The organism is Pseudoalteromonas piscicida (genome assembly GCF_000238315.3).
Lineage (GTDB): Bacteria > Pseudomonadota > Gammaproteobacteria > Enterobacterales > Alteromonadaceae > Pseudoalteromonas > Pseudoalteromonas piscicida.
Map to the genome: position 1 here is coordinate 2,205,619 of NZ_CP011924.1, position 19,117 is coordinate 2,224,735.

Here is a 19,117-nt window from a genome sequence, read left to right on the forward strand (position 1 = left end):
TTCTCTACATTTTGTTCTAGTCCATTGGTCTAATTGTTTATTCTTCAAGACTAAGAAAAACTGAAATTATTGTTCTATCCAAGTTATATATCAATTGCATTAAGTAAATGAGCTATTTGAAGCGGAGAAATAGCTTTAGTAGCAAGGCAAAAATTTTGCTATTTAGTTGTTCTAAATGAGAAATTTTAACGAAGCTAATATGGTATTTCACCCTTCAAATTGGTTGGAGAATGAACGCAATTGGTATTACTACTAAGATTAATTAGTATGAATTGATGAGGCGTTTTCGCTTCTACTTTCAATAATAAAAACGACATAAGGATTGCGTTATGTCCAAACAGTTTTTTCGAAATCTCACCATTTTCCAGCGCCTCGCGTTACTTATCATTGTCGTTATTATCGGCGTTATCCTTCAAAGCGCAGTAAGCTTATCGCAACAGTATGATGCTCTCGAAAAGCAGCAATATCATAAAACTCAAAACCTTGTTGAAAATACCTATAGTTTAGTGGCTTACTTTCATCAACAATATGTATCTGGGAAACTCCCAGAGGCGCAAGCGAAATCCGCAGCCCTTGATGCCGTTGCCGCTTTACGATACGAAGGTAATAATTACTTCTGGATCAACGACTATCATCCTAAAATGGTGATGCACCCATTTAAAAGCGAGCTCAACGGCAAAGATCTCAGCCAATCAAAAGATCCCAGCGGCAAACGCTTATTCGTTGAAATGGTGCAAGTGGCAGAAAAAAGTGGTGCGGGATTTGTTCCCTACCTTTGGCCAAAGCCCGGTAAAGAAGCTCCTGTCGAAAAAATATCTTACGTCAAAGCGTTTACACCTTGGGGCTGGATCATCGGCTCCGGTGTGTACCTCGACACTATCGAAGCTGAGTTTGCACATATTCGAAATTTGCTATTAATAGAGATGGCGGTGCTTATTATTTTGCTATTCCCATTTAGTGCAATCATAGGTAAGAGCATCATCACCCCCATTCAACAAGCCAAAGACATGATGAAAGATATCGCTCAAGGCGAAGGCGATTTGACTCGACAACTCGACGAAAGCGGTAAAGATGAGATAACCGCGCTTGCCAAGTACTTTAACTTATATACTGAAAAGATGCGTCATTCCATCGCGACAGTGGCCCATAACGCCAAGGAAGTGGAAACACTGGCCAATCAGGTAAAAGCGGCTGGTGAAGAGAATCTTGCATTTATTGAGTCACAAAATGACAATAGTCGCCAAGTAGCTACTGCTGCTGAACAAATGACCATGCAAGTTCGTGAGATCAGTAGCAATGCAGACACTGCAGAGCATTCCGCCGCAGACGCACGTAATTACAGTGAAAAAGGCAAACAAACTATTTCTCAAACCATCGCCGCCATTAAAAAGCTGTCGGAGCAAATTCAATCTGTGAGCGTGACCACAACGAGCCTTGCGCAAGAGAGTCAACATATAGGATCGGTGCTCGATGTTATTCGAGGTATTGCCGAACAAACTAATTTACTTGCATTAAACGCGGCAATAGAAGCCGCTCGAGCAGGTGAACAAGGACGAGGCTTTGCTGTTGTTGCAGATGAAGTACGCACCCTTGCAAGTCGTACAGGTCAAAGCACAGATGAAATCCACAACATGATCGAGCGACTGCAAAAAGAAGCGCAGCAGGCCGTAGCAGCAGTTAAAATTAGCCAACAAATCTCGGAGCAAACGGTTGAACAGGTACAGCTTGCCGATAACGCATTAACCGAAATTGAGCGCCTTATTGATGCGATCTCGGATATGAGTACCCACATCGCCAAAGCCACCGACGAGCAGAGTCTTGCAGCACAAGAAGTTAATGAGCGAATAGCTCAGCTTTCTGACTCCACCCATCACTCTTTGGATACCACACATTCACTCAACAACACCAGTGAGCAACTCACACGAGCAAGTCACGAATTGAGTGACATAGTTAATCGCTTTAGAGTATGATATCCACCTTGCAGAGCACCTGTCAGTGCTCTGCTTCTTGCCCAATAGATGATTGATATTCCTTATCTTGTCGATAAAAATAATCCGTGAGCGTCTAAGCTATTTTACCGCTATATTGCCAATTTATTTGCTGAGCAAAAATAGCCCGTGAAAATCTGTTTTATTATGTACCCTTGGGAGCGTGTAGAAGCTGAAAACGACAGCACGCTAAGACTTATCCACGAAGCCGTATCGCGCGGTCACGTCGTTGCCATCACCACCGTAAACAACCTCACTATTCGCGAAAGTGTTGCTAGTGCCTTCTGTGATGTATTTGTTGCGGGCCAAAAAGTATCTGACAACTTCGTGAGCTTTTACAACAAAGCTGAGTTTAAAAAAGTACAGCTTCCTTTGGCAGGTTTTGACGCAATATTTATGCGCGCTAATCCGCCGCTTGATACCTTAGCGATGAACTTTTTAGACTCTGTTCGTGATGATACTTTCATCATCAACGACATTGATGGCCTGCGTATCGCAAATAACAAGCTATACACGGCATCTTTCCAAGGTATTGCGAGAGAGTTTATTCCAAATACGCATGTATCTAAAAACAAAGAGTATTTAGAGCGTATATTCTCTGAGTCAGAGCAAGAGAAAATGATCTTAAAGCCGCTTGATGGCTTTGGTGGTCGCGGTGTTATCGTCGTTGAGAAACGCGCGAAACAAAGCTTTAGCTCACTCCTTGAATTTTATATTGGTGGCGACGAGGCAGGTAAAGGCAGCAACTACGTCATTTTACAAGACTATGTTGAAGGTGCCGACGAAGGTGATGTTCGCATCCTAATGCTTAACGGTGAACCGATTGGCGCCATGAAGCGTGTGCCTGCAGCAAATGAAGTGCGTGCCAACGTACATGCCGGTGGCAAAGTGGTGAAACACAAACTCACCAACCAAGAAAAAGCGTTATGTAAGCACATCGGCCCTAAGCTTGTGCGTGATGGTTTGTATTTTGTTGGCATTGACGTGATAGGCGGCAAGCTTATCGAAGTTAACGTACTCTCGCCTGGCGGGATAACCCGTATTAACCGTTTAAACCGCTGTAAGCTGCAAGTGCAAGTTATCGATTTTGTAGAAAGTGTGGTGCACGCCAAAGAGCTAGTAACGCATCGCAAAAACCAATTCCGTCAAGTAATAGAAGATGCTCATGCTATCTGAACAAGCCATCATTGCCGCGCTTGAAGCCGGCAAACCCATCAGTGGACAATTTGCTGAAGGTGCTTTTCACCTTGAAGTGAGAGAATACGTGCCTTATGTCGCCACTGCTGTACACGCAGGCCACCGTACCCGGGCTAGCCTAAAAGGCTGGTTCGCCATTAGTGATGCTGAGCGTTTACAAGAGGAAGATCCGTTTACCGACGGCATGATTGAATCATTACCCATCACGCTTATCGCGCGTGACTCACGTTACGAATACGATCTTAACCGTGCGCCAGAGCTTGCGATATACAAAGAAGCATGGGGTAAACAAGTGTGGAGCCAAGCGCTACCAAATGCAGACATAGATGTTAGCTTGTCAAAGCATGCAGCCTATTACCGTGTGCTCAGTGCGCTGTTAACCACGCTTGAGCGTAAGTTTGGTGCCTGCTTGCTATTTGATGTGCACAGCTATAACTATCAAATTCGTAGCTACCCTTATGCACCAACCTTTAATATTGGCACTGCACAACTTGATACCTTGCGTTTTCGCGCCGTATTAGATGAGCTGAAAAAGCAGCTAGGACTGAAAAAACTGGCAGGCCAGCTGGTGGATTGTGCAGAAAATACCGTCTTTCAGGGCCATGGTTATCAAGCGCAATATATTACCAGCCACTTTGATAACACCTTAGTGGTACCGCTGGAAGTGAAAAAAGTCTTTATGGACGAAAACAGTGGTGAATTGTTCCCTGTGGTGTTTGAAAAACTACAGCGCAACATGCATGTTGCTTTGAGTAAAACGGCAAAAACATTTGCTAAAAATCACTGCTATAAGCCACTTCGCAAAGCAAAATCCACGTCGCAGCTTGACCCTGCGCTGATCAACGTGGACTCTGCGCTATACCGCATAGCCAGAAACCTTGAAACGCTGCATTACGTTAACCCAAGTAATATCGCACAAGAGAAACGTCGCTTTTTCTCGAAACGTCATTATCAGCCTGCGTTTAAATATCGCCCGCTGAAAATTGACCCGTATGAGTTCAAAGAGCAACTCTATCGCTTGCCCGTTGGAAAAATCCAAGATCCGATCGTAAAAGATTTATATCGTAAAGTGATCGACAGCTACGCCACAAAAATCGAACTGATCACCCAAATTGGTCGCGAAGCCTTTTTGTATAACTCGCTACGCTATTATGGTGAGCCGGATTACAACGATATAAATAATGCGACCTTCTTGCTGCACGCGCGCGAAACCGAAACCTTGCCAAAAAAAGACATTACAGCCGAGCAGGCCCTAGTACGTTTTAATCAAGCGATTGAGACCATGGGCTTACCTTGTAAGGTCGCCATATCAAGCAAACTTGTTGCCAAAGCAATGGTCGACAATAGTAAACGTCTTCTGCTTGTAAATAGCAGTGCGATGCTATCTGAGCTTGATATCAATGCCTTGATAGAGCATGAAATTGGCGTGCACTTACTCACGACCTTAAATGCTGACGCTCAGCAACTTAAAGTGCTGCACTTAGGTTTACCTGGCAACACCTACACCCAAGAAGGCCTTGCCATCTATCGCGAGTATCAATCTGGGCAAATAAATCTGACACGATTAAAAGTATTAGCGCTTAGGGTGATTGCGGTTAACATGCTGCTTAAAGGCGATAAATTCTATCAAGTGTATGAGTTTTTAGCTGACTCGGGTGTATTAAATGTCAATGAAGCCTTTGCGCTGACCACGCGAATTTTCCGTGGTGGTGGCTTTACTAAAGATCATCTCTACTTAAAAGGCTTTAAAGACATAGTGCAGCTTGCCAATACTCGCAGCTTAGATAATTTATATCTCGGTAAAACGGGCATTGCGCACTTAGATGCGCTGGACGCGTTAGTAGAGCAAGGTATATTCACGAGGCCTAAATATCTGCCGGATACGAGCCGAGATCCTAAGCCTGATGCAATCCTAAGTTATTTAATTTCTTCAATTAAATAGGCCAAATTCGCCACTGTGGTTATACTAGTGCCATCTAGTATCTACCCAGTGGCTTTGTTTTGACACAACAGGAAATAGATTTACTCGCTTTTGAGCTGGCAAACCTTCGTCTCAAAGCCGATCTTACACTTGCACCGAAGTACAGTTACTTTTCAGATAAACCCTACCCGCTTGGTCGCTGCCTAGAAATTCGCGATGAAATGTTTAAACTCGTCACCACAGAGCTCAAGCAAAATTCAGAACGTTTATCTGTGCTCAGAAATTACATGCTTAAAGAAAGTGCCGAGCTCAAAAAAGTATGGGGTTCGCTACGCGATGAGTACTTTCAAAATGCGATGTTGGTGGGAGATTGGTATATAGATACCGCAAACGATACGGTCAATGCAAACAAACCCAGAGTTGAAATCAAACCCATCGCACAATCAGGCTTTTCCACCATCACTAATTTCGAGCAGTTTGTGAAGATTGCTCGCGCTTACTGGCAAGTGGAGGTGTTTAAAAACACCGCCTTTCCAGCCATCGCGCCTTATCTACCGTTAATTTGTGTCAATGCAACAGGCGCTACTTGGTTAGCTGCGGCCAATGACGATATGATCAAGGTCGCTACCAACAGTGAGTTTAGGTTATCTGAGCAAATCCTCTGTCAGCTGCCAGAGCCTGACACTAACCTAGTATCTCGCTGGCAGCAGACCCTAACTGGCGTCGATGCTTTAGATGACATCTTATTGCAAACAGGAAAGCCCGAGGGGTTTTGCCAACTATACAGAGCTGCCGAAAAAGCAGCGGATTTAGCATTTAGAGATAGAGTCGTACGCGCCTATATGAGCTTACCCAAAGGCGCGTAGCGTAGTGAATTAGAAAGAAGCGGGATAAGTCGGTTTTTCGTCCGTAATTTCCCATTTATCTTCTGTTGGTCTATCCACTCGACATTGATTTTGCTGTTGGAAACACCTGTCCTCACAGTTTTGTACTTGCATCGGATCTGAGTAATCTTTGCGACAGCTCATAGAACACGAACGTGAATCACCTTCGCAATCGACCGGCACATTGCTGACTCTAGTTGTAAAATGTCCACTACAGCCACTCACAAACACAGCGGCGAACACTGCTGCTACCCATAATTTTGTTGTCATTGTTCTGCTCTCAAAAACACCGGTTCTTGGGCCTTTTGCGTTGCTTCTTCACTAAAGCGGTATCCTGCAATATCAAACGCTTTCAGGCTTTCCAAATCCGATACTTGGTTCTCAATGATATACCTTGCCATTATACCGCGCGCTTTTTTCGCGTAAAAACTGACGACTTTGTATTGACCATTTTTACAATCTTTAAAGATAGGAGTGATAATGTCGCCTTTCAACGCTTTCTTATCTACCGCTTTAAAGTACTCATTTGAAGCTAAGTTTACCAAGTATTGTGTTTGTGCCCCTTCCATGACCTTATTCAGTTTTTCAGCGATAATCGTGCCCCAAAACTCATACAGGTTTTTGCCACGCGGGTTACTTAACTTTGTACCCATTTCTAAACGATAGGCCTGCATTAAGTCAAGTGGTTTTAGGATGCCATACAGCCCAGATAAGATACGTAAATGATTTTGCGCATAATTTAAATTAGCCTCAGTTAGGCTTTGCGCTTCTAAACCAACATACACATCGCCATTAAAAGCAAAAATAGCTTGTTTAGCATTGTCTTGTGTAAAAGGCTCTGACCACTCGGCAAACCTTGCCGCATTTAAGCCCGCGAGCTTGTCGCTTATCTTCATTAAGCTACCGATCTGCTGTGGTGATAAATCGCGACAAACTTGAATAAGTGACTCGCTATGCTCCAGCAGCTCTGGCTGTGTGTGCATCTTGGTTGGTGCGGGTGTTTCATAGTCTAGGTTTTTCGCTGGAGAGATAACTGTGATCATGGTTTGCCTATTGACTTAGCTAGTAATTAATGTCAATTTCAACACTATCCCCAAGTAACTTCAAGTGTTTGTCCGCTTTCACTTGGGTTTAAGCAATTCGCTGTTACAGTACAGCTTCGCTTTACAACTCGACCTTATATAACAATAACCCTAAATAACGAGTGTGATATGTCGCCCGATACGGACATATGACCTATTCAGCTATTTAATGGTGTTGCAACATAAGGCGTCTAATATCACTTCGCTGTTATCAATATTGGAATGAGGAACACATGACTTCAGCATTAGATAGGCTAAAACAACATTCATCAATCGTCGCTGACACCGGTGACATTGAAGCCATCCGCAAGCTACAACCTGAGGATGCAACAACTAATCCTTCTCTTTTACTTAAAGCGGCAGAGACGCCTGCTTATCAGCCTTATCTAACAGAAGCTTGGGATTATGCCAAAGCCAATGAAAGTGACGCTGAAAAGCAATTAGCGCTTGCTTGTGACTATTTTGCCGTTGTGATTGGTAAAGAAATCGCAAACTCTGTGCCGGGATATATCTCAACCGAAGTAGACGCACGTTTATCTTTTAATACCGAAGCGACTATCGCAAAAGCAAAAACGCTATTAAATTTATATGAAGCGCAAGGCGTAAGCAAAGACAAAATCTTGATTAAGATTGCATCGACTTGGGAAGGTATTAAAGCCGCTGAAGCACTGGAAAAAGAAGGTGTAAAGTGTAACCTAACGTTGCTATTTAGCGAAGCGCAAGCACGAGCATGTGCCGATGCAAACGTATTTTTAATCTCACCATTTGTTGGGCGTATTCTAGATTGGCACGTTGCCAACGGCCTAGAAAAACCAACTGATCCACTACAAGATCCGGGTGTACAATCTGTTCGTAGTATTTTTGAGTTCTATAAGCAGCACGGTTATAAAACCGTTGTAATGGGCGCCAGCTTCAGAAATACAGGTGAAATTCTAGCCCTAACGGGTTGCGATAAGCTCACGATTAGCCCTTCTCTATTAGAAGAGCTTGCTGCAATGCCTGCAAACGAAGATTACCTACTTGAGGCTGACTTTGAGCCTAAAGCAAAACCTGCTGCGCTTAGCGAAAGTGAGTTCCGTTGGTTACATAACCAAGACGCAATGGCCACAGAAAAGCTTGCTGAAGGTATTCGCTCATTTTCTGATGCACAAGAAACACTAGTCGCACGCTTCAAAGCACTGTAAGTGCCTTAAACATTCGATTTCGAAACGCCGCATATTGCGGCGTTTTTGTTATCGCTCTCAATACAAACCTTTCTGAACACCTCCTAGATATCACCCGAATTGACCTTCATCAAACTGTCACTTGGTTTTAACCCAAAAGACACAATTGTGTTTTATTTTTATCCCGTCTGTGGTATACCAATATCACTTGAAGTGAAAATTGATGCCGCTACTTTCTGGTTTTGGTACAAAAAGCAAGCAACGCGGGGTTGTTTGTAGCGTACTTTAGCTATCAGACTTTTATCGGTTCCTCATATCGAGGTTTGCCAAATAGTATGAAGAAATCAACGGTGTCATTGCAGTTGTAGTGCTAACAACAGCCAAAGCAAATGCCACTTTAGGTTGTTTTTATCAATAGGAGATTTTCATGGATACCCTAGACGAGTTATTAGAATTATTAGAAAGTCCGGATACTAGGAAAAAAACTTCATCTAAGGGCAAAAAAAGAAAATGGCGTGAAATTGAAGCGCTAAAAGATAAACAGCGACTACGCAAAGAACTACAGGAATTGGATATTTTCGCAGACAGTGTTGATTTAGACGAATTTGATTTTAACTAAAAAGAGCGCCCTTCACGGCGCTCTTTTTTGTTGTTATACCAATTCGCTTAATTAAGTGGTCTATTTTGAGGCGAGAAAATCTTGTCGATAACAAGGCAAAAATGTTGCTATTTAGTTGTTCTAAATAATAAATTTTTAACGCAGTTAGCGTCAGATTTACTCCTTCAAATTGAGCAAGTATTAAGACTAATTGGTATTATAGCTCGGCCAATCGCCAGTCGATTGGCTGCTTATCCATTTGGGTGAGCAGCTGATTGGTTTTACTGAAATGGCCACTACCAAAAAAGCCGCGATGTGCTGAGAGCGGCGAAGGGTGTGGTGCGTGTAAAACATGGTGACGGTTTGTGTCTATGCTCTTACCCTTTTTCTGGGCGTGTGAGCCCCAGAGTAAGAAAATCACACCTTCACTGTGGGCATTCAGCCTTTCAATCACTACATCTGTAAAGCGCTCCCAGCCCAAATGCTTGTGTGAGTGTGCTTGGCCTTGCTCTACTGTCAACACCGTATTTAACAGCAGTACGCCCTGTTTAGCCCAGTCAATTAGGTAGCCATGATTAGGTATGCGAAAGCCATCAATATCCTGCACTAATTCTTTATACATATTATTTAACGACGGCGGCGGCTTAATCCCTGGTAACACAGAGAAACATAGACCATGAGCCTGATTGGGGCCGTGATAGGGGTCTTGCCCTAAAATCACCACTTTAACCTGATCGAAAGGTGTGACTTTGAACGCTTCAAATACCTGTTCATGGGGCGGAAACACATTTATACCTTGAGCGCGACGCTCTGCCACGTAATCCATGGTTTGTTTAAAGTAATCTTGTTGTTTTTCCTGACCTAACACGTCACTCCACGTTGTCATGCTTCACCTTTTTTCATCATATTATAATGGCTTCGAGAAACGTCGAGTTTACCACATAAATCCGATATTCCCTCGAGCATACGATAGCTATAACGATGGAGCAGATCGGCATCTACCGAAATAGTTTGTTGGTACTTTACTGCAGGGATCGAAGGCCATTGCTGCCATGCAATTGCTTTGACCTCTTGTTTGGTCTTTTCTTCTGGGATTACAATCACTTGTGGTGATTTCAACAGAACATTCTCAATGCTAATTTGCGGATAGTCCGTGGTGGCGTCGGCAAAAACATTTTTCACATTACACACAGTAAATACTTGCTGTAACCAACTTTCGCCTCCCACAGTCATCAGCGGTGATGGCCACAATTGATAAAATACAGCTAAGCTAGCGCTTTGTTTATACTGGGCTTTTAGTTCATTTAAACGTTTAGTAAATAAATCAGCCTGTTGCTGTGCTTGAGCTCCAAGGCCAGTAATTTTACCTAGGCGTAGCAACTCATCGGGTAGTTTATCTAGATATTTCGCTTCACTATAAATCACGTCAACACCAAAGCTTTCGAGCTTTTCAAGCATAGGAACGTGACTTGCATTTTTCCACGCAATGATAAGATCAGGCTTAAGTGCCAAAATTTTCTCAACCGAAATACCTTGATAGTCACCAACTTGAGGCAGTTGCTTGGCTGATTCTGGATAATCGGCATAGGCGACCGTGCCTACAATCCGCTCCCCAGCTCCTATTGCATAAAGATTTTCGACAATATGAGGCGCAAGCGCGATGATCCGCTCTGCGGGCTTAGCACTAACGCTAAAGGCAAAACCTAGAACAATAAATAAGGCGAATTTTAGCATCAGTAGTCAAACCCTTTTTGCGCCTTAATGCCGGCCTCAAACGCATGCTTCACATTACGCACTTCACTCACGGTATCTGCAAGCTCGGTCAGGCGTCGATGTGCACCGCGCCCAGTTACAATCACTGATTGCATGGTAGGACGGTTTTCTAGCGCCGTTATGACTTCGTCCAAATCTAGATAGTCATAGCTCAACATATACGTAATTTCGTCAAGCAATACCAAATCGATGCGTTCATCTTGTAGCCATACTTTCGCTTGCTGCCACGTCGCCTGGGCAGCGGCAGTATCGGTTTCACGGTTTTGCGTTTCCCACGTAAAGCCTGTTTTCATTACCGCAAATGGCACGCCGACTTTTTCGAGCAAATTGCGTTCACCGCAATCCCAGGTTCCTTTAATAAACTGTACAACTGCAGCGTTCATACCATGACCGACACAACGCGCAACGGTGCCAAAACCAGATGTTGACTTACCTTTACCGTTACCTGTGATCACTTGTAAAATGCCCTGCTCTTGCTGCGCCGCGGCAATTTTTTCATCGACTTGTTGTTTTACTTTTTGCTGTCGTTGCTGATGCTTCTCTTGTTGTTCGCTCATGTTATTCCTCAATTATTTTCATCAATTTTTGCCAATCTAAATGTGCTTCACAGCTGTCGGCAAGACGCGTAATTTGCTGCTCTCTGTGCTTCGCTAAATCAATCGCGGCTGTTCCCGCTTGCTTACAACCAGCCCAAGACAAGATAGCCTGTGTCGCGGTGACCGTATCAAATAAACCATGTAAATAGGTGGCTGCAATTTGATTATCTCGAGAGATAAAACCATCTTTCACACTGTTATTTGGATGTGTGCTAAATCGCAAGAATGGCAGCTCTAGTGCCGCTCCAGAAGAAATCCCTGCATGGATCTCGTAACCACAAATTTCAGCACTTTGCTCATCCAATTGGCAAATGCCAGATACTTGCGTCAGTACTTTTTGCTCTGAAAGTGTAGTATCAAAGTCAGCCAGACCAAGCCCAGCGACTTCACCGAGAGTTGATTCCACCGCATTTGGATCTCTGATGAACTTACCTAACATTTGCAAACCGCCACACACACCTAGTACCTTACCACCGTACCTCAGGTGCCGTTTGATTTCTTCTGCCCAACCCTGTTTGCGTAAGAAGGTTAAATCGCTCAACACATTTTTGCTGCCAGGCAGAATGATTAAGTCACAAGGACCGATAGATTCTTGATAGCGTACATAACGCAAATCCACTTCAGGGTTTAAGCGCAAGGTGTCAAAGTCGGTGTGATTGCTAATATGAGGAAATAGTAAAACCCTGACGCTTAACGATCCCCGTTCACAGATATTGTCCACCGTCACCGCATCTTCTGCATCGAGCGCTAAGCCATGCAAATAGGGCAATACCCCAAGTACAGGCTTACCCGTTTTTTGCTCGAGCCAGTCAAGTCCAGATTGCAATAACGCAATATCACCACGGAAGCGATTGATCACAAACCCTTTAACCAAGCTTTGTTCATAGTCACTTAATAACGCAAGTGTGCCAACCAAGTGTGCGAACACCCCGCCTTTGTCGATATCAGCGATAACGATCACGGGGCATGCAACTTCACAGGCAAACCCCATATTGGCAATGTCATTTTCACGCAGATTGATCTCAGCAGGGCTCCCTGCCCCTTCCACTATGCACAGCTCAAATTGTTCGCCGAGGCGTTGATGTGAGGAAAGTACAACCTCCATCGCTACCTTTTTGTAATCATGATAAGCGGCTGCTTCCATATTGCTAATGGCTTTGCCGTGAATGATCACTTGTGCGCCAGTGTCAGAGTTTGGCTTAAGCAAAATAGGATTAAAGTCTGTGGATAGTGGGACTTTTGCGGCCTCGGCTTGGAGTGCTTGCGCCCGACCAATTTCACCGCCGCACGGTGTGACGGCACTATTTAGTGCCATATTTTGCGGCTTAAAAGGCGCAACCGATAAGCCTTTTTGTTGCAGCACCCGGCAAAGTCCCGCAACCAGTGTACTTTTACCGGCATCAGACGTGGTGCCCTGCACCATTAAGGTTTTCATACGTCTTGACCTTTTAAACATTGTGGCAAGCCTGCAATAACAAAATCGACTCTGTCGGCCACTTTAGCAATGTCTTGATGGAGCCAACCAGACTCATCAACAAACTCACGGCTTAGCTCGCCAAGCGGAATTATCCCATGCCCCACTTCGTTACTCACCAAAATAACAGTGGCAGCACAGCTTTCTAGTGCCGCCAGCAAATGTTCTTTTTTGTCTATGGTCGCGGCTTTGCCCATTTCGCATAAGCCAAAACTCAGCCATAAAGTCAAACAATCGATAAGTAACAGCGCATCTTCGCGTGCAGTAGCAATAAGCTTATCAATATGCCATGGCTCTTCCACTAGCTGCCAGCGGCTATCGCGCTGCATCTGGTGAGCAAACACTCGGCTTTTCATTTCTTCATCTTGAGCTTTTGCAGTTGCAACATAGTAAAGTTCGTTCACCGCACCTTGCTCTAACATTAGAATAGCGCGCTGCTCTGCCAAGCGACTCTTGCCTGAGCGAGCACCGCCCAGTATTAACTGTATTTGTGCCATTAGAGATGACCCACAATAAAAAGCAAAATAACAAGCTCAGCAAGTTGCTGCGCAGCCCCTAAACAGTCTCCGGTGTAACCACCGAGCTGCGCGTTAAACCATTTAATGCACACAAGTCTTAACACAAATAAGCAAGTACACAGCATCAGCAAGTCGAACAGTGAAAGCGCAAGCCATGGCCAACAGAAAATTAAAATCGCGATGGTAGTAAGCGTAAGGCGAGTCGCCGCGGCACTCGATAGATATTTAGCTACAGGCTTAACTTTGCTCAGCTTATCAGCTTGTACATAGTCAAGTGCACCGATTAAAGACACCGCAAAGGCACGGCTTAGGCTATGGGCCAAAATAAGTGCAGCGAGTGTCACAGAAAAGTCATTAAAGAGCATGAGCAAAAGCGAAAATTTGGCCAATAACAGCAATATCAGCGCACAACTACCGTATGTACCAAGACGGCTATCTTTCATGATCTCAAGCTTTTGTTCACGGCTCCAGCCACCGCCAAAACCGTCAAAAACATCGGCAAAACCATCTTCGTGAAAAGCACCGGTAAGTAAAATACTTGCAGCCAGTGCAACGGCGGCGCCGAACATTGGCGACACACCTCCACTGGCAACATAGCCAAGCATGGCCGAGAAACTACCAACAAATAAACCGACTAAAGAAAAGTAACCACTCACTTCGTTAAGTTCATCGGATGAAGGGGCAGGATCCAAACGAATTGGCACTCGCGTTAAAAACACCACGGCAAGCTTAAACAGTCGCCACTCTTGTTGCCACTGCATTATGCGTCTACCACTTGCGTAACATGGGCATCGGCAAAGCTTGCCATTTCGCAAAAAAAGCCTAGCGCAGCTTGTAATAATGGAAGCGCTAGAGCGGCGCCCGTTCCTTCACCCAAGCGCATATCTAAATGTAGTAATGGCTCGGCATTTAACTGCTCTAACATTAACTTATGGCCTTGCTCCATAGAGCCGTGAGCAAACACCATATATTGCTTACTATGCGGTGCTATTCTACTTGCCAACATAGCCGCTGCGGTGGAGATAAAGCCATCCACTATGATTACTTTTTGTGCCCGTGCAACCGCCAGCATGGCACCAACCATTTGCACAATTTCAAAGCCACCTAGGCGCTGCAAAATTTGTTCTGGTGTCGCAAGCTTATCTTGATGATATTCTAGAGCCTGTTTGATAAGTGCCCGTTTTTTGCAAAGCGTTTCATCGTCAATGCCTGTACCGCGCCCCACACATAATTCCACACTCGCCCCGCTGAGCGCCGCTAAAATTGCAGCTGCGGAACTGGTATTGCCAATCCCCATTTCACCAAAAGCAATCACGTTACTACCCGCTTCAATAGCGGGCATCACCACTTGCTCTCCATATTCAAGTCCTTGCTTGAGCTGCATTTCGCTCATCGCGGGTTGTTTATGGAAGGCATGAGTAATATCGCCAAGTCGCTGTGAGCGCAAATGCGGCGCAGGCTCGCATGGCACTAATGTGCCACAGTCTACTACGGTTAACTGCCAACCAAGTTGCCGACAAAAGACGTTGATCGCGGCCCCCCCTGCACAAAGTTTGCAACCATTTGCCCAGTCACTTCGCTTGGCGCAATAGAAACCCCATGGCTTGCAATACCATGGTCACCCGCAAAAACAAACATTGCAGGGCGTGTTATTGCTAACTGCTCGATGTTTAATTGCGTCTGCCTTTGTGAGAAGATCTGTACTAGCTGCGCAGCCAAGGCTTCAAGCTTACCTAGCGCACCTAGCGGTTTGGTTTTTAAGTCAATGCGCTGTTGAATAAGCGTGTTTAAGCGAGTATCTAACGGTTTAACCATGGGTAACTCCGACGCCTCCAGAGCGGCGATTTTTGAAAATAAGCAATGCTAAGAAGAACACGCTGCCAATGGCGGCGGTGATCACACCCACGGGAAGTTCCTGATTATCGATAAGTGTGCGCGACAATACATCCACCCATAGCATCAAAAGCGAACCGCAAAGCGCGGTGGCCACAAGCCCAATGACCTTTGCTTGCGAGATAAAAAAGCGCACGATATGCGGGATCATCAAACCTACAAATCCGACTCCACCGCACGCAGCCACAAGTACTGCGGTGAGTAAGGAGCTCAATAACAACATACCTATTCGCACTCGTCCTACATTCACGCCAAGCGTGGTGGCACTCTCATCTCCGAGCAACAAGGCGTTGAGTGGCCGACGCATCACTAAAAGCGTGATAAAACTCAGCAACACGACCAAACAAGGAAGCCATAGCCATTGCCAGCTCGCCCTTGCAAACGAGCCTAGATTCCAAAAGAAGATTGCACTGATGGCTTGAGGGTCACTCCAATAGAGCAACAAGCTAGTAAAGGCACTGAACAGAAAAGAAAGTGCAACGCCCGCCAAGAGCATAGTTTCCACCTGCTGCATTGCATTGCGCTTTGCCACAAATAAAAGCAACAAAATAGACAGCAAACTTCCGACAAATGCAGCCCCAGACATCATTAGGCTAGACTGTGCACCAAATAGCGCAATAAGCACCACCACACCGAATGAAGCACCTGAAGAAATACCAAATAAATAAGGATCAGCTAGAGGGTTACGCGTCACGGTTTGCAAAATAAGACCCGCTATCGCCAGTCCTGCTCCCGCGCTCATCGCCAGTAACGTCCGTGGCAGACGAAGTTCAACTACCACCCGCTGTTGAAGTACGTTTGGATCGAAATTAATAATCGCTTGTATAACCGTATGCCAAGATAAATCAATCACACCGATCTTAAGTGCCATCAGCATGCTAAAACAGCACAAGCTCAATAGCAGTATCGATATCAACGCGATCCGCTTTGCGGCAATCATAATTGATACCCGTAATGAAAGCGTATATGTGGGATCTCACTGTTATTTGGCGGATGGCGGACAGTAGAAACCTCTGCGCATACCCCAAAAACTTGGCTTAATAGGCTTTCGGTAATGACTTCAAGTGGCGACCCATCTGCAACAAGCTCACCGTTATTTAATATTAATAAGCGGTCGCACAAGGCGCTAGCCAAATTTAAGTCGTGAAAAGACGCAATGATAGTAACACCAAGCTGTTTGGCCAGCTCCATAATTTGGATTTGATATTTAATGTCCAAATGGCTGGTGGGCTCATCCATTATCAATACTTGAGGCGCTTGCACCATGGCACGTGCGATCATTGCTCTTTGCTTCTCCCCACCAGACAAGGAGCTAAAACATTGCTCTAACTTATGGCTCAATCCAACTTGCTCAATGGCATGTAAGATTGCCTGTTTTTCAGCAGCCGTCGTTGTCGCGAGCAGTGATTTGTTCGGTGTTAGCCCCATCAATACCATATCAAATAATGGCAGAGTAAACTCAGCGGGGATCTCTTGTAGCACCACAGCAACATGTCTCGCGTAGGCTTTACGTCCATAACTAGCTAGCGGCTTATCATTGAAAAGTAGCGCCCCAGAACTTGGTGCTGTGTATTGATATAAAGTGCGCAGCAAAGTCGACTTTCCAGCACCATTCGGTCCGAGCAAACCAATAAATTCACCCGAATTAATAGCAAAGCTGAGTGCCTTTAAGATGGCTTTACCACCAAGCTGTACGCTAAGTTTATCGACTTGAAATTGTGGAGTGACTGCCATAGCACCTCTGATTGGGCACGGCAAAGTAGTAGCTTATAGAGAAGCGACAACTTTGACTTAAGTCTGCCCGCTTAAGTATATGGATAGGCCTTGGTATCTGACTTATGCAAGAGACAAGGCTCATACACTTACAGTTGCGGGGACAGTTGAGGACTCACACCTCATTCCCAATATCTGCCTATCACGAAATTTGCAATATTATGAAGTCTAGACGTCTAAAATACAACTTTTGGCCAAGCAGTTTGGCAGCTGTCGTAAAACACCTCAACTTTTACTATACCCGCATAAGGAATATCTATCTTCGATTGGTATGCAGTAAGCTCAGGCGATAGGTCAAGAATAAGTGCTACAAGCGCTTTTATTACTCCAGCATGTGCTACCACGGCGGTACACTCTTCACTTGGCGACGCCAAAATGCTGTGCCACCATGTGGCAACCCGATGATGAAAATCATACATAGACTCGCCCTCAGGAGGCGTGTGCAGCCAAGGGTTGTGCCAAAAATCGCCAATACTTGGAGATTGGGTTTCTCGCCAAAGCGTATCATATGGTTGTCCATCCCATAACCCAAAATCAAATTCGGCGAGATTTGGCTCCACGTCAACGGGGAGTTGATACTGCTTTGCAAAGGCTGTGGCTGTATTCAGGCAGCGCTTCCTTGGAGAGCTAATAATACGCCGCAGGCCACTTAGACTCGTTAACGATTGCAGCAATTGCTGAGCGCCTATGGTACTGAGTTCGGGATCTGTCACTCCAAGTAAATGGCCTGATAGGGTCGTTTCACCATGACGAACAAAATATAGCTGCCGCTGCATTTTTACTTAACCTAAGGTTTGTTACCCAAAAAGCAAAAACGCAAGCTAAGCTTGCGTTTTCAATTAATATTATTCTACGGTTACAGGATCTGGTTTTCTTTCCACATCTCTTCTTTTGCTAACCGCTTTTTGCGTTTATCGCATGGATCGTCGCAATCACAAATTTTGTCAATGCCCATTGAGCCCAAACCACCACAGCTACTTGCCATGGATTTCTTTTGTACGATAACGCCTACTGCCATCGCAACAGCGATAAGCATAAGTAAACCGAAAGTAAGGAGGAATAAAGACATTATCTAGCCCCTTTTATTGCTACATTGAATTGAGTGACGACGCGCAAATTATACGCTTTCATGACGTCACTCACAATTAAATTATGGGGTGTTGTAGAGCTTAATTCAAGTACGGCTGAAATGCTTCACTCGCGTAACTCTTGATCCCTTCAGGACTTTTATACATTAAATACACGGGGAGTTGATGCTCAGTGGCATACGCCTTTGCACGCTCCGTGCCCATCACAGTCAATGCTGTTGCTAAGCCATCAGCCGTCATCGCAGATGGATGCAGTACCGTTACTGATACTAGCTCATGTTTAACCGGGCGACCTGTTGTTGGGTCAATAAGGTGTGTAAAGGTTTCACCATCCATTTCATAGAAAATACGGTAGTCACCTGAGGTCGCAATGCCATTTTTGCCAGGCTCTATCACACGGTGAATTTGGCGTTGACCAACAGGCGCATCAGGTTTCTCGATAGCAATACGCCACTCACCATCCGGCTTCTTACCTGAAACTCGCAGCTCGCCGCCAATTTCAACCATATAGTCATGAATATCATGACTCTCAATCACCTCAGCGACCTTATCTATACCATAACCTTTAGCGGTTGCAGAAAATGATAATTCAAGTCCAGCAATTGTTTTAGCGAGGCCAGTGTCATTTAAAATGAGCTTATCGACACCGATACGAGTGCGCATATCGTCTAACTCAGCCTGTGACGGACGCATTGTTGGTCTTTTGTCAGGACCAAATCCCCACAAATCGATAAGCGGTCCCATCGTAACATCAAGCGTTTTTGTCGACTTCCCAAGGCGGATAGATTCAGCAACTACCAAGCGAAAGTCTTCACTGATAGGCATAACGGTATTTGCCGCTAAACGGTTGAACTGGTTAATCTCAGAATCTGGGATATAGGTGGACATAGATTGATTAACAGTCTTTAATGCTTGCTCAACCTCATCGTGCAGCTGCGCTTGTGAGAGCGACTTTTCGCCAGGGAATACTTTGATGTTGTAGGTTGTGCCCATGGTTTTACCAGACAGCACGATTTCCTTGGCTTCAGGTTTGGCGTCTTGGCACCCTGTTAAAAAAACGAATAAAAACGAAATAATAAAAAATCTAGATAAAAAAGCGTAACTTGCTTGCATCAGAATTCCCTGAATTTAGTACCAACGGGTATAAAAAAGCCCTCGAGCAAAGTATT

Annotated in this window: 19 protein-coding genes, 1 pseudogene and 1 riboswitch; of the genes and pseudogenes, 6 read left to right on the plus strand and 14 right to left on the minus strand. The window is 44.8% G+C overall.

What is annotated here, in order from left to right; all coding sequences use genetic code 11:
- Nucleotides 1–329 precede the first annotated feature (329 nt).
- The 4 genes from PPIS_RS10235 (at nt 330) to PPIS_RS10250 (ending at nt 5,972) form a co-directional block, all read left to right on the plus strand.
- Nucleotides 330–1,970 (plus strand): methyl-accepting chemotaxis protein, encoded by a 1,641-nt coding sequence (locus PPIS_RS10235; protein WP_010372151.1) that lies wholly within the window; start codon nt 330–332, stop codon nt 1,968–1,970.
- 147 nt (nt 1,971–2,117) lie between these two features.
- Nucleotides 2,118–3,164 carry a glutathione synthase gene (gshB, locus tag PPIS_RS10240; RefSeq protein WP_010372154.1) on the plus strand — a complete coding sequence of 349 codons (1,047 nt, stop codon included), beginning with the start codon at nt 2,118–2,120 and terminating at the stop codon, nt 3,162–3,164.
- Nucleotides 3,148–5,127, plus strand: coding sequence for a flavohemoglobin expression-modulating QEGLA motif protein (locus PPIS_RS10245; protein ID WP_010372157.1), 1,980 nt, complete (start codon nt 3,148–3,150; stop codon nt 5,125–5,127). The genes gshB and PPIS_RS10245 overlap by 17 nt, the downstream gene beginning before the upstream one ends.
- 59 nt (nt 5,128–5,186) lie before the next feature.
- Nucleotides 5,187–5,972 (plus strand): hypothetical protein, encoded by a 786-nt coding sequence (locus PPIS_RS10250; RefSeq protein ID WP_010372161.1) that lies wholly within the window; start codon nt 5,187–5,189, stop codon nt 5,970–5,972.
- A gap of 9 nt (nt 5,973–5,981) precedes the next feature.
- Here PPIS_RS10250 and PPIS_RS24860 read toward each other — a convergent pair whose 3' ends face one another.
- Nucleotides 5,982–6,260, minus strand: a complete 279-nt coding sequence (locus tag PPIS_RS24860) for a hypothetical protein (protein ID WP_145957331.1) — start codon at nt 6,258–6,260, stop codon at nt 5,982–5,984.
- Nucleotides 6,257–7,033, minus strand: coding sequence for a peroxide stress protein YaaA (gene yaaA / locus PPIS_RS10255; RefSeq protein WP_010372164.1), 777 nt, complete (start codon nt 7,031–7,033; stop codon nt 6,257–6,259). Before yaaA ends, PPIS_RS24860 begins: the two co-directional genes overlap by 4 nt.
- Before the next feature lie 272 nt (nt 7,034–7,305).
- On the opposite strand from yaaA, the gene tal reads away from it, so the two are divergent.
- The gene (tal, locus tag PPIS_RS10260) at nt 7,306–8,256 is read left to right on the plus strand and encodes a transaldolase (RefSeq protein WP_010372165.1); all 951 of its coding nucleotides are present in this window, start codon (nt 7,306–7,308) and stop codon (nt 8,254–8,256) included.
- A 406-nt stretch (nt 8,257–8,662) separates the two neighbouring features.
- Nucleotides 8,663–8,854 (plus strand): DUF3545 family protein, encoded by a 192-nt coding sequence (locus PPIS_RS10265; RefSeq protein WP_010372168.1) that lies wholly within the window; start codon nt 8,663–8,665, stop codon nt 8,852–8,854.
- Nucleotides 8,855–9,050: 196 nt separating this feature from the next.
- On the opposite strand, the gene ung is transcribed toward PPIS_RS10265, so the two are convergent.
- From ung to PPIS_RS10325, 12 genes and pseudogenes are all read right to left on the minus strand, one after another.
- Nucleotides 9,051–9,719, minus strand: a complete 669-nt coding sequence (gene ung, locus PPIS_RS10270) for a uracil-DNA glycosylase (RefSeq protein ID WP_010372170.1) — start codon at nt 9,717–9,719, stop codon at nt 9,051–9,053.
- Nucleotides 9,716–10,567 (minus strand): cobalamin-binding protein, encoded by an 852-nt coding sequence (locus PPIS_RS10275; protein ID WP_010372172.1) that lies wholly within the window; start codon nt 10,565–10,567, stop codon nt 9,716–9,718. The genes ung and PPIS_RS10275 overlap by 4 nt, the downstream gene beginning before the upstream one ends.
- Entirely contained in the window at nt 10,567–11,163 is a 597-nt protein-coding gene (gene cobO / locus PPIS_RS10280; protein ID WP_010372173.1) for a cob(I)yrinic acid a,c-diamide adenosyltransferase, read from the minus strand. Before cobO ends, PPIS_RS10275 begins: the two co-directional genes overlap by 1 nt.
- 1 nt (nt 11,164) lies before the next feature.
- Nucleotides 11,165–12,637 (minus strand): cobyric acid synthase, encoded by a 1,473-nt coding sequence (locus tag PPIS_RS10285; protein WP_010372175.1) that lies wholly within the window; start codon nt 12,635–12,637, stop codon nt 11,165–11,167.
- Nucleotides 12,634–13,173 carry a bifunctional adenosylcobinamide kinase/adenosylcobinamide-phosphate guanylyltransferase gene (gene cobU / locus PPIS_RS10290; RefSeq protein ID WP_010372179.1) on the minus strand — a complete coding sequence of 180 codons (540 nt, stop codon included), beginning with the start codon at nt 13,171–13,173 and terminating at the stop codon, nt 12,634–12,636. Before cobU ends, PPIS_RS10285 begins: the two co-directional genes overlap by 4 nt.
- Nucleotides 13,173–13,955, minus strand: coding sequence for an adenosylcobinamide-GDP ribazoletransferase (locus PPIS_RS10295; RefSeq protein ID WP_010372181.1), 783 nt, complete (start codon nt 13,953–13,955; stop codon nt 13,173–13,175). The genes cobU and PPIS_RS10295 overlap by 1 nt, the downstream gene beginning before the upstream one ends.
- Nucleotides 13,955–15,009, minus strand: a pseudogene (gene cobT / locus PPIS_RS10300) (nicotinate-nucleotide--dimethylbenzimidazole phosphoribosyltransferase). The gene PPIS_RS10295 and the pseudogene cobT overlap by 1 nt, the downstream one beginning before the upstream one ends.
- Entirely contained in the window at nt 15,002–16,027 is a 1,026-nt protein-coding gene (locus tag PPIS_RS10305) for a FecCD family ABC transporter permease (protein ID WP_010372187.1), read from the minus strand. Before PPIS_RS10305 ends, cobT begins: the two are co-directional and overlap by 8 nt.
- Nucleotides 16,024–16,821 (minus strand): ABC transporter ATP-binding protein, encoded by a 798-nt coding sequence (locus tag PPIS_RS10310; RefSeq protein WP_010372189.1) that lies wholly within the window; start codon nt 16,819–16,821, stop codon nt 16,024–16,026. Before PPIS_RS10310 ends, PPIS_RS10305 begins: the two co-directional genes overlap by 4 nt.
- 69 nt (nt 16,822–16,890) lie before the next feature.
- A riboswitch (cobalamin riboswitch) is annotated at nt 16,891–17,018 on the minus strand.
- A gap of 18 nt (nt 17,019–17,036) precedes the next feature.
- Nucleotides 17,037–17,636, minus strand: a complete 600-nt coding sequence (locus PPIS_RS10315) for a histidine phosphatase family protein (RefSeq protein WP_010372191.1) — start codon at nt 17,634–17,636, stop codon at nt 17,037–17,039.
- 80 nt (nt 17,637–17,716) lie between these two features.
- Nucleotides 17,717–17,929, minus strand: a complete 213-nt coding sequence (nqrM, locus tag PPIS_RS10320) for a (Na+)-NQR maturation NqrM (RefSeq protein ID WP_010372193.1) — start codon at nt 17,927–17,929, stop codon at nt 17,717–17,719.
- Nucleotides 17,930–18,029: 100 nt separating this feature from the next.
- Nucleotides 18,030–19,061, minus strand: a complete 1,032-nt coding sequence (locus PPIS_RS10325) for an FAD:protein FMN transferase (protein ID WP_010372195.1) — start codon at nt 19,059–19,061, stop codon at nt 18,030–18,032.
- Between the last annotated feature and the right edge of the window lie 56 nt (nt 19,062–19,117).

What these genes read in the sequence shown, in the direction of transcription:
- PPIS_RS10235 (WP_010372151.1), top strand. Translation starts at nt 330, where the DNA reads ATGTCCAAACAGTTTTTTCGAAATCTCACCATTTTCCAGCGCCTCGCG.
- PPIS_RS10275 (WP_010372172.1), bottom strand. Translation starts at nt 10,567, where the DNA reads ATGCTAAAATTCGCCTTATTTATTGTTCTAGGTTTTGCCTTTAGCGTT.
- PPIS_RS10245 (WP_010372157.1), top strand. Translation starts at nt 3,148, where the DNA reads ATGCTCATGCTATCTGAACAAGCCATCATTGCCGCGCTTGAAGCCGGC.
- PPIS_RS24860 (WP_145957331.1), bottom strand. Translation starts at nt 6,260, where the DNA reads ATGACAACAAAATTATGGGTAGCAGCAGTGTTCGCCGCTGTGTTTGTG.
- cobU (WP_010372179.1), bottom strand. Translation starts at nt 13,173, where the DNA reads ATGGCACAAATACAGTTAATACTGGGCGGTGCTCGCTCAGGCAAGAGT.
- cobO (WP_010372173.1), bottom strand. Translation starts at nt 11,163, where the DNA reads ATGAGCGAACAACAAGAGAAGCATCAGCAACGACAGCAAAAAGTAAAA.
- PPIS_RS10285 (WP_010372175.1), bottom strand. Translation starts at nt 12,637, where the DNA reads ATGAAAACCTTAATGGTGCAGGGCACCACGTCTGATGCCGGTAAAAGT.
- tal (WP_010372165.1), top strand. Translation starts at nt 7,306, where the DNA reads ATGACTTCAGCATTAGATAGGCTAAAACAACATTCATCAATCGTCGCT.
- PPIS_RS10310 (WP_010372189.1), bottom strand. Translation starts at nt 16,821, where the DNA reads ATGGCAGTCACTCCACAATTTCAAGTCGATAAACTTAGCGTACAGCTT.
- PPIS_RS10315 (WP_010372191.1), bottom strand. Translation starts at nt 17,636, where the DNA reads ATGCAGCGGCAGCTATATTTTGTTCGTCATGGTGAAACGACCCTATCA.
- ung (WP_010372170.1), bottom strand. Translation starts at nt 9,719, where the DNA reads ATGACAACGTGGAGTGACGTGTTAGGTCAGGAAAAACAACAAGATTAC.
- PPIS_RS10265 (WP_010372168.1), top strand. Translation starts at nt 8,663, where the DNA reads ATGGATACCCTAGACGAGTTATTAGAATTATTAGAAAGTCCGGATACT.
- PPIS_RS10295 (WP_010372181.1), bottom strand. Translation starts at nt 13,955, where the DNA reads ATGCAGTGGCAACAAGAGTGGCGACTGTTTAAGCTTGCCGTGGTGTTT.
- PPIS_RS10325 (WP_010372195.1), bottom strand. Translation starts at nt 19,061, where the DNA reads ATGCAAGCAAGTTACGCTTTTTTATCTAGATTTTTTATTATTTCGTTT.
- yaaA (WP_010372164.1), bottom strand. Translation starts at nt 7,033, where the DNA reads ATGATCACAGTTATCTCTCCAGCGAAAAACCTAGACTATGAAACACCC.
- PPIS_RS10305 (WP_010372187.1), bottom strand. Translation starts at nt 16,027, where the DNA reads ATGATTGCCGCAAAGCGGATCGCGTTGATATCGATACTGCTATTGAGC.
- nqrM (WP_010372193.1), bottom strand. Translation starts at nt 17,929, where the DNA reads ATGTCTTTATTCCTCCTTACTTTCGGTTTACTTATGCTTATCGCTGTT.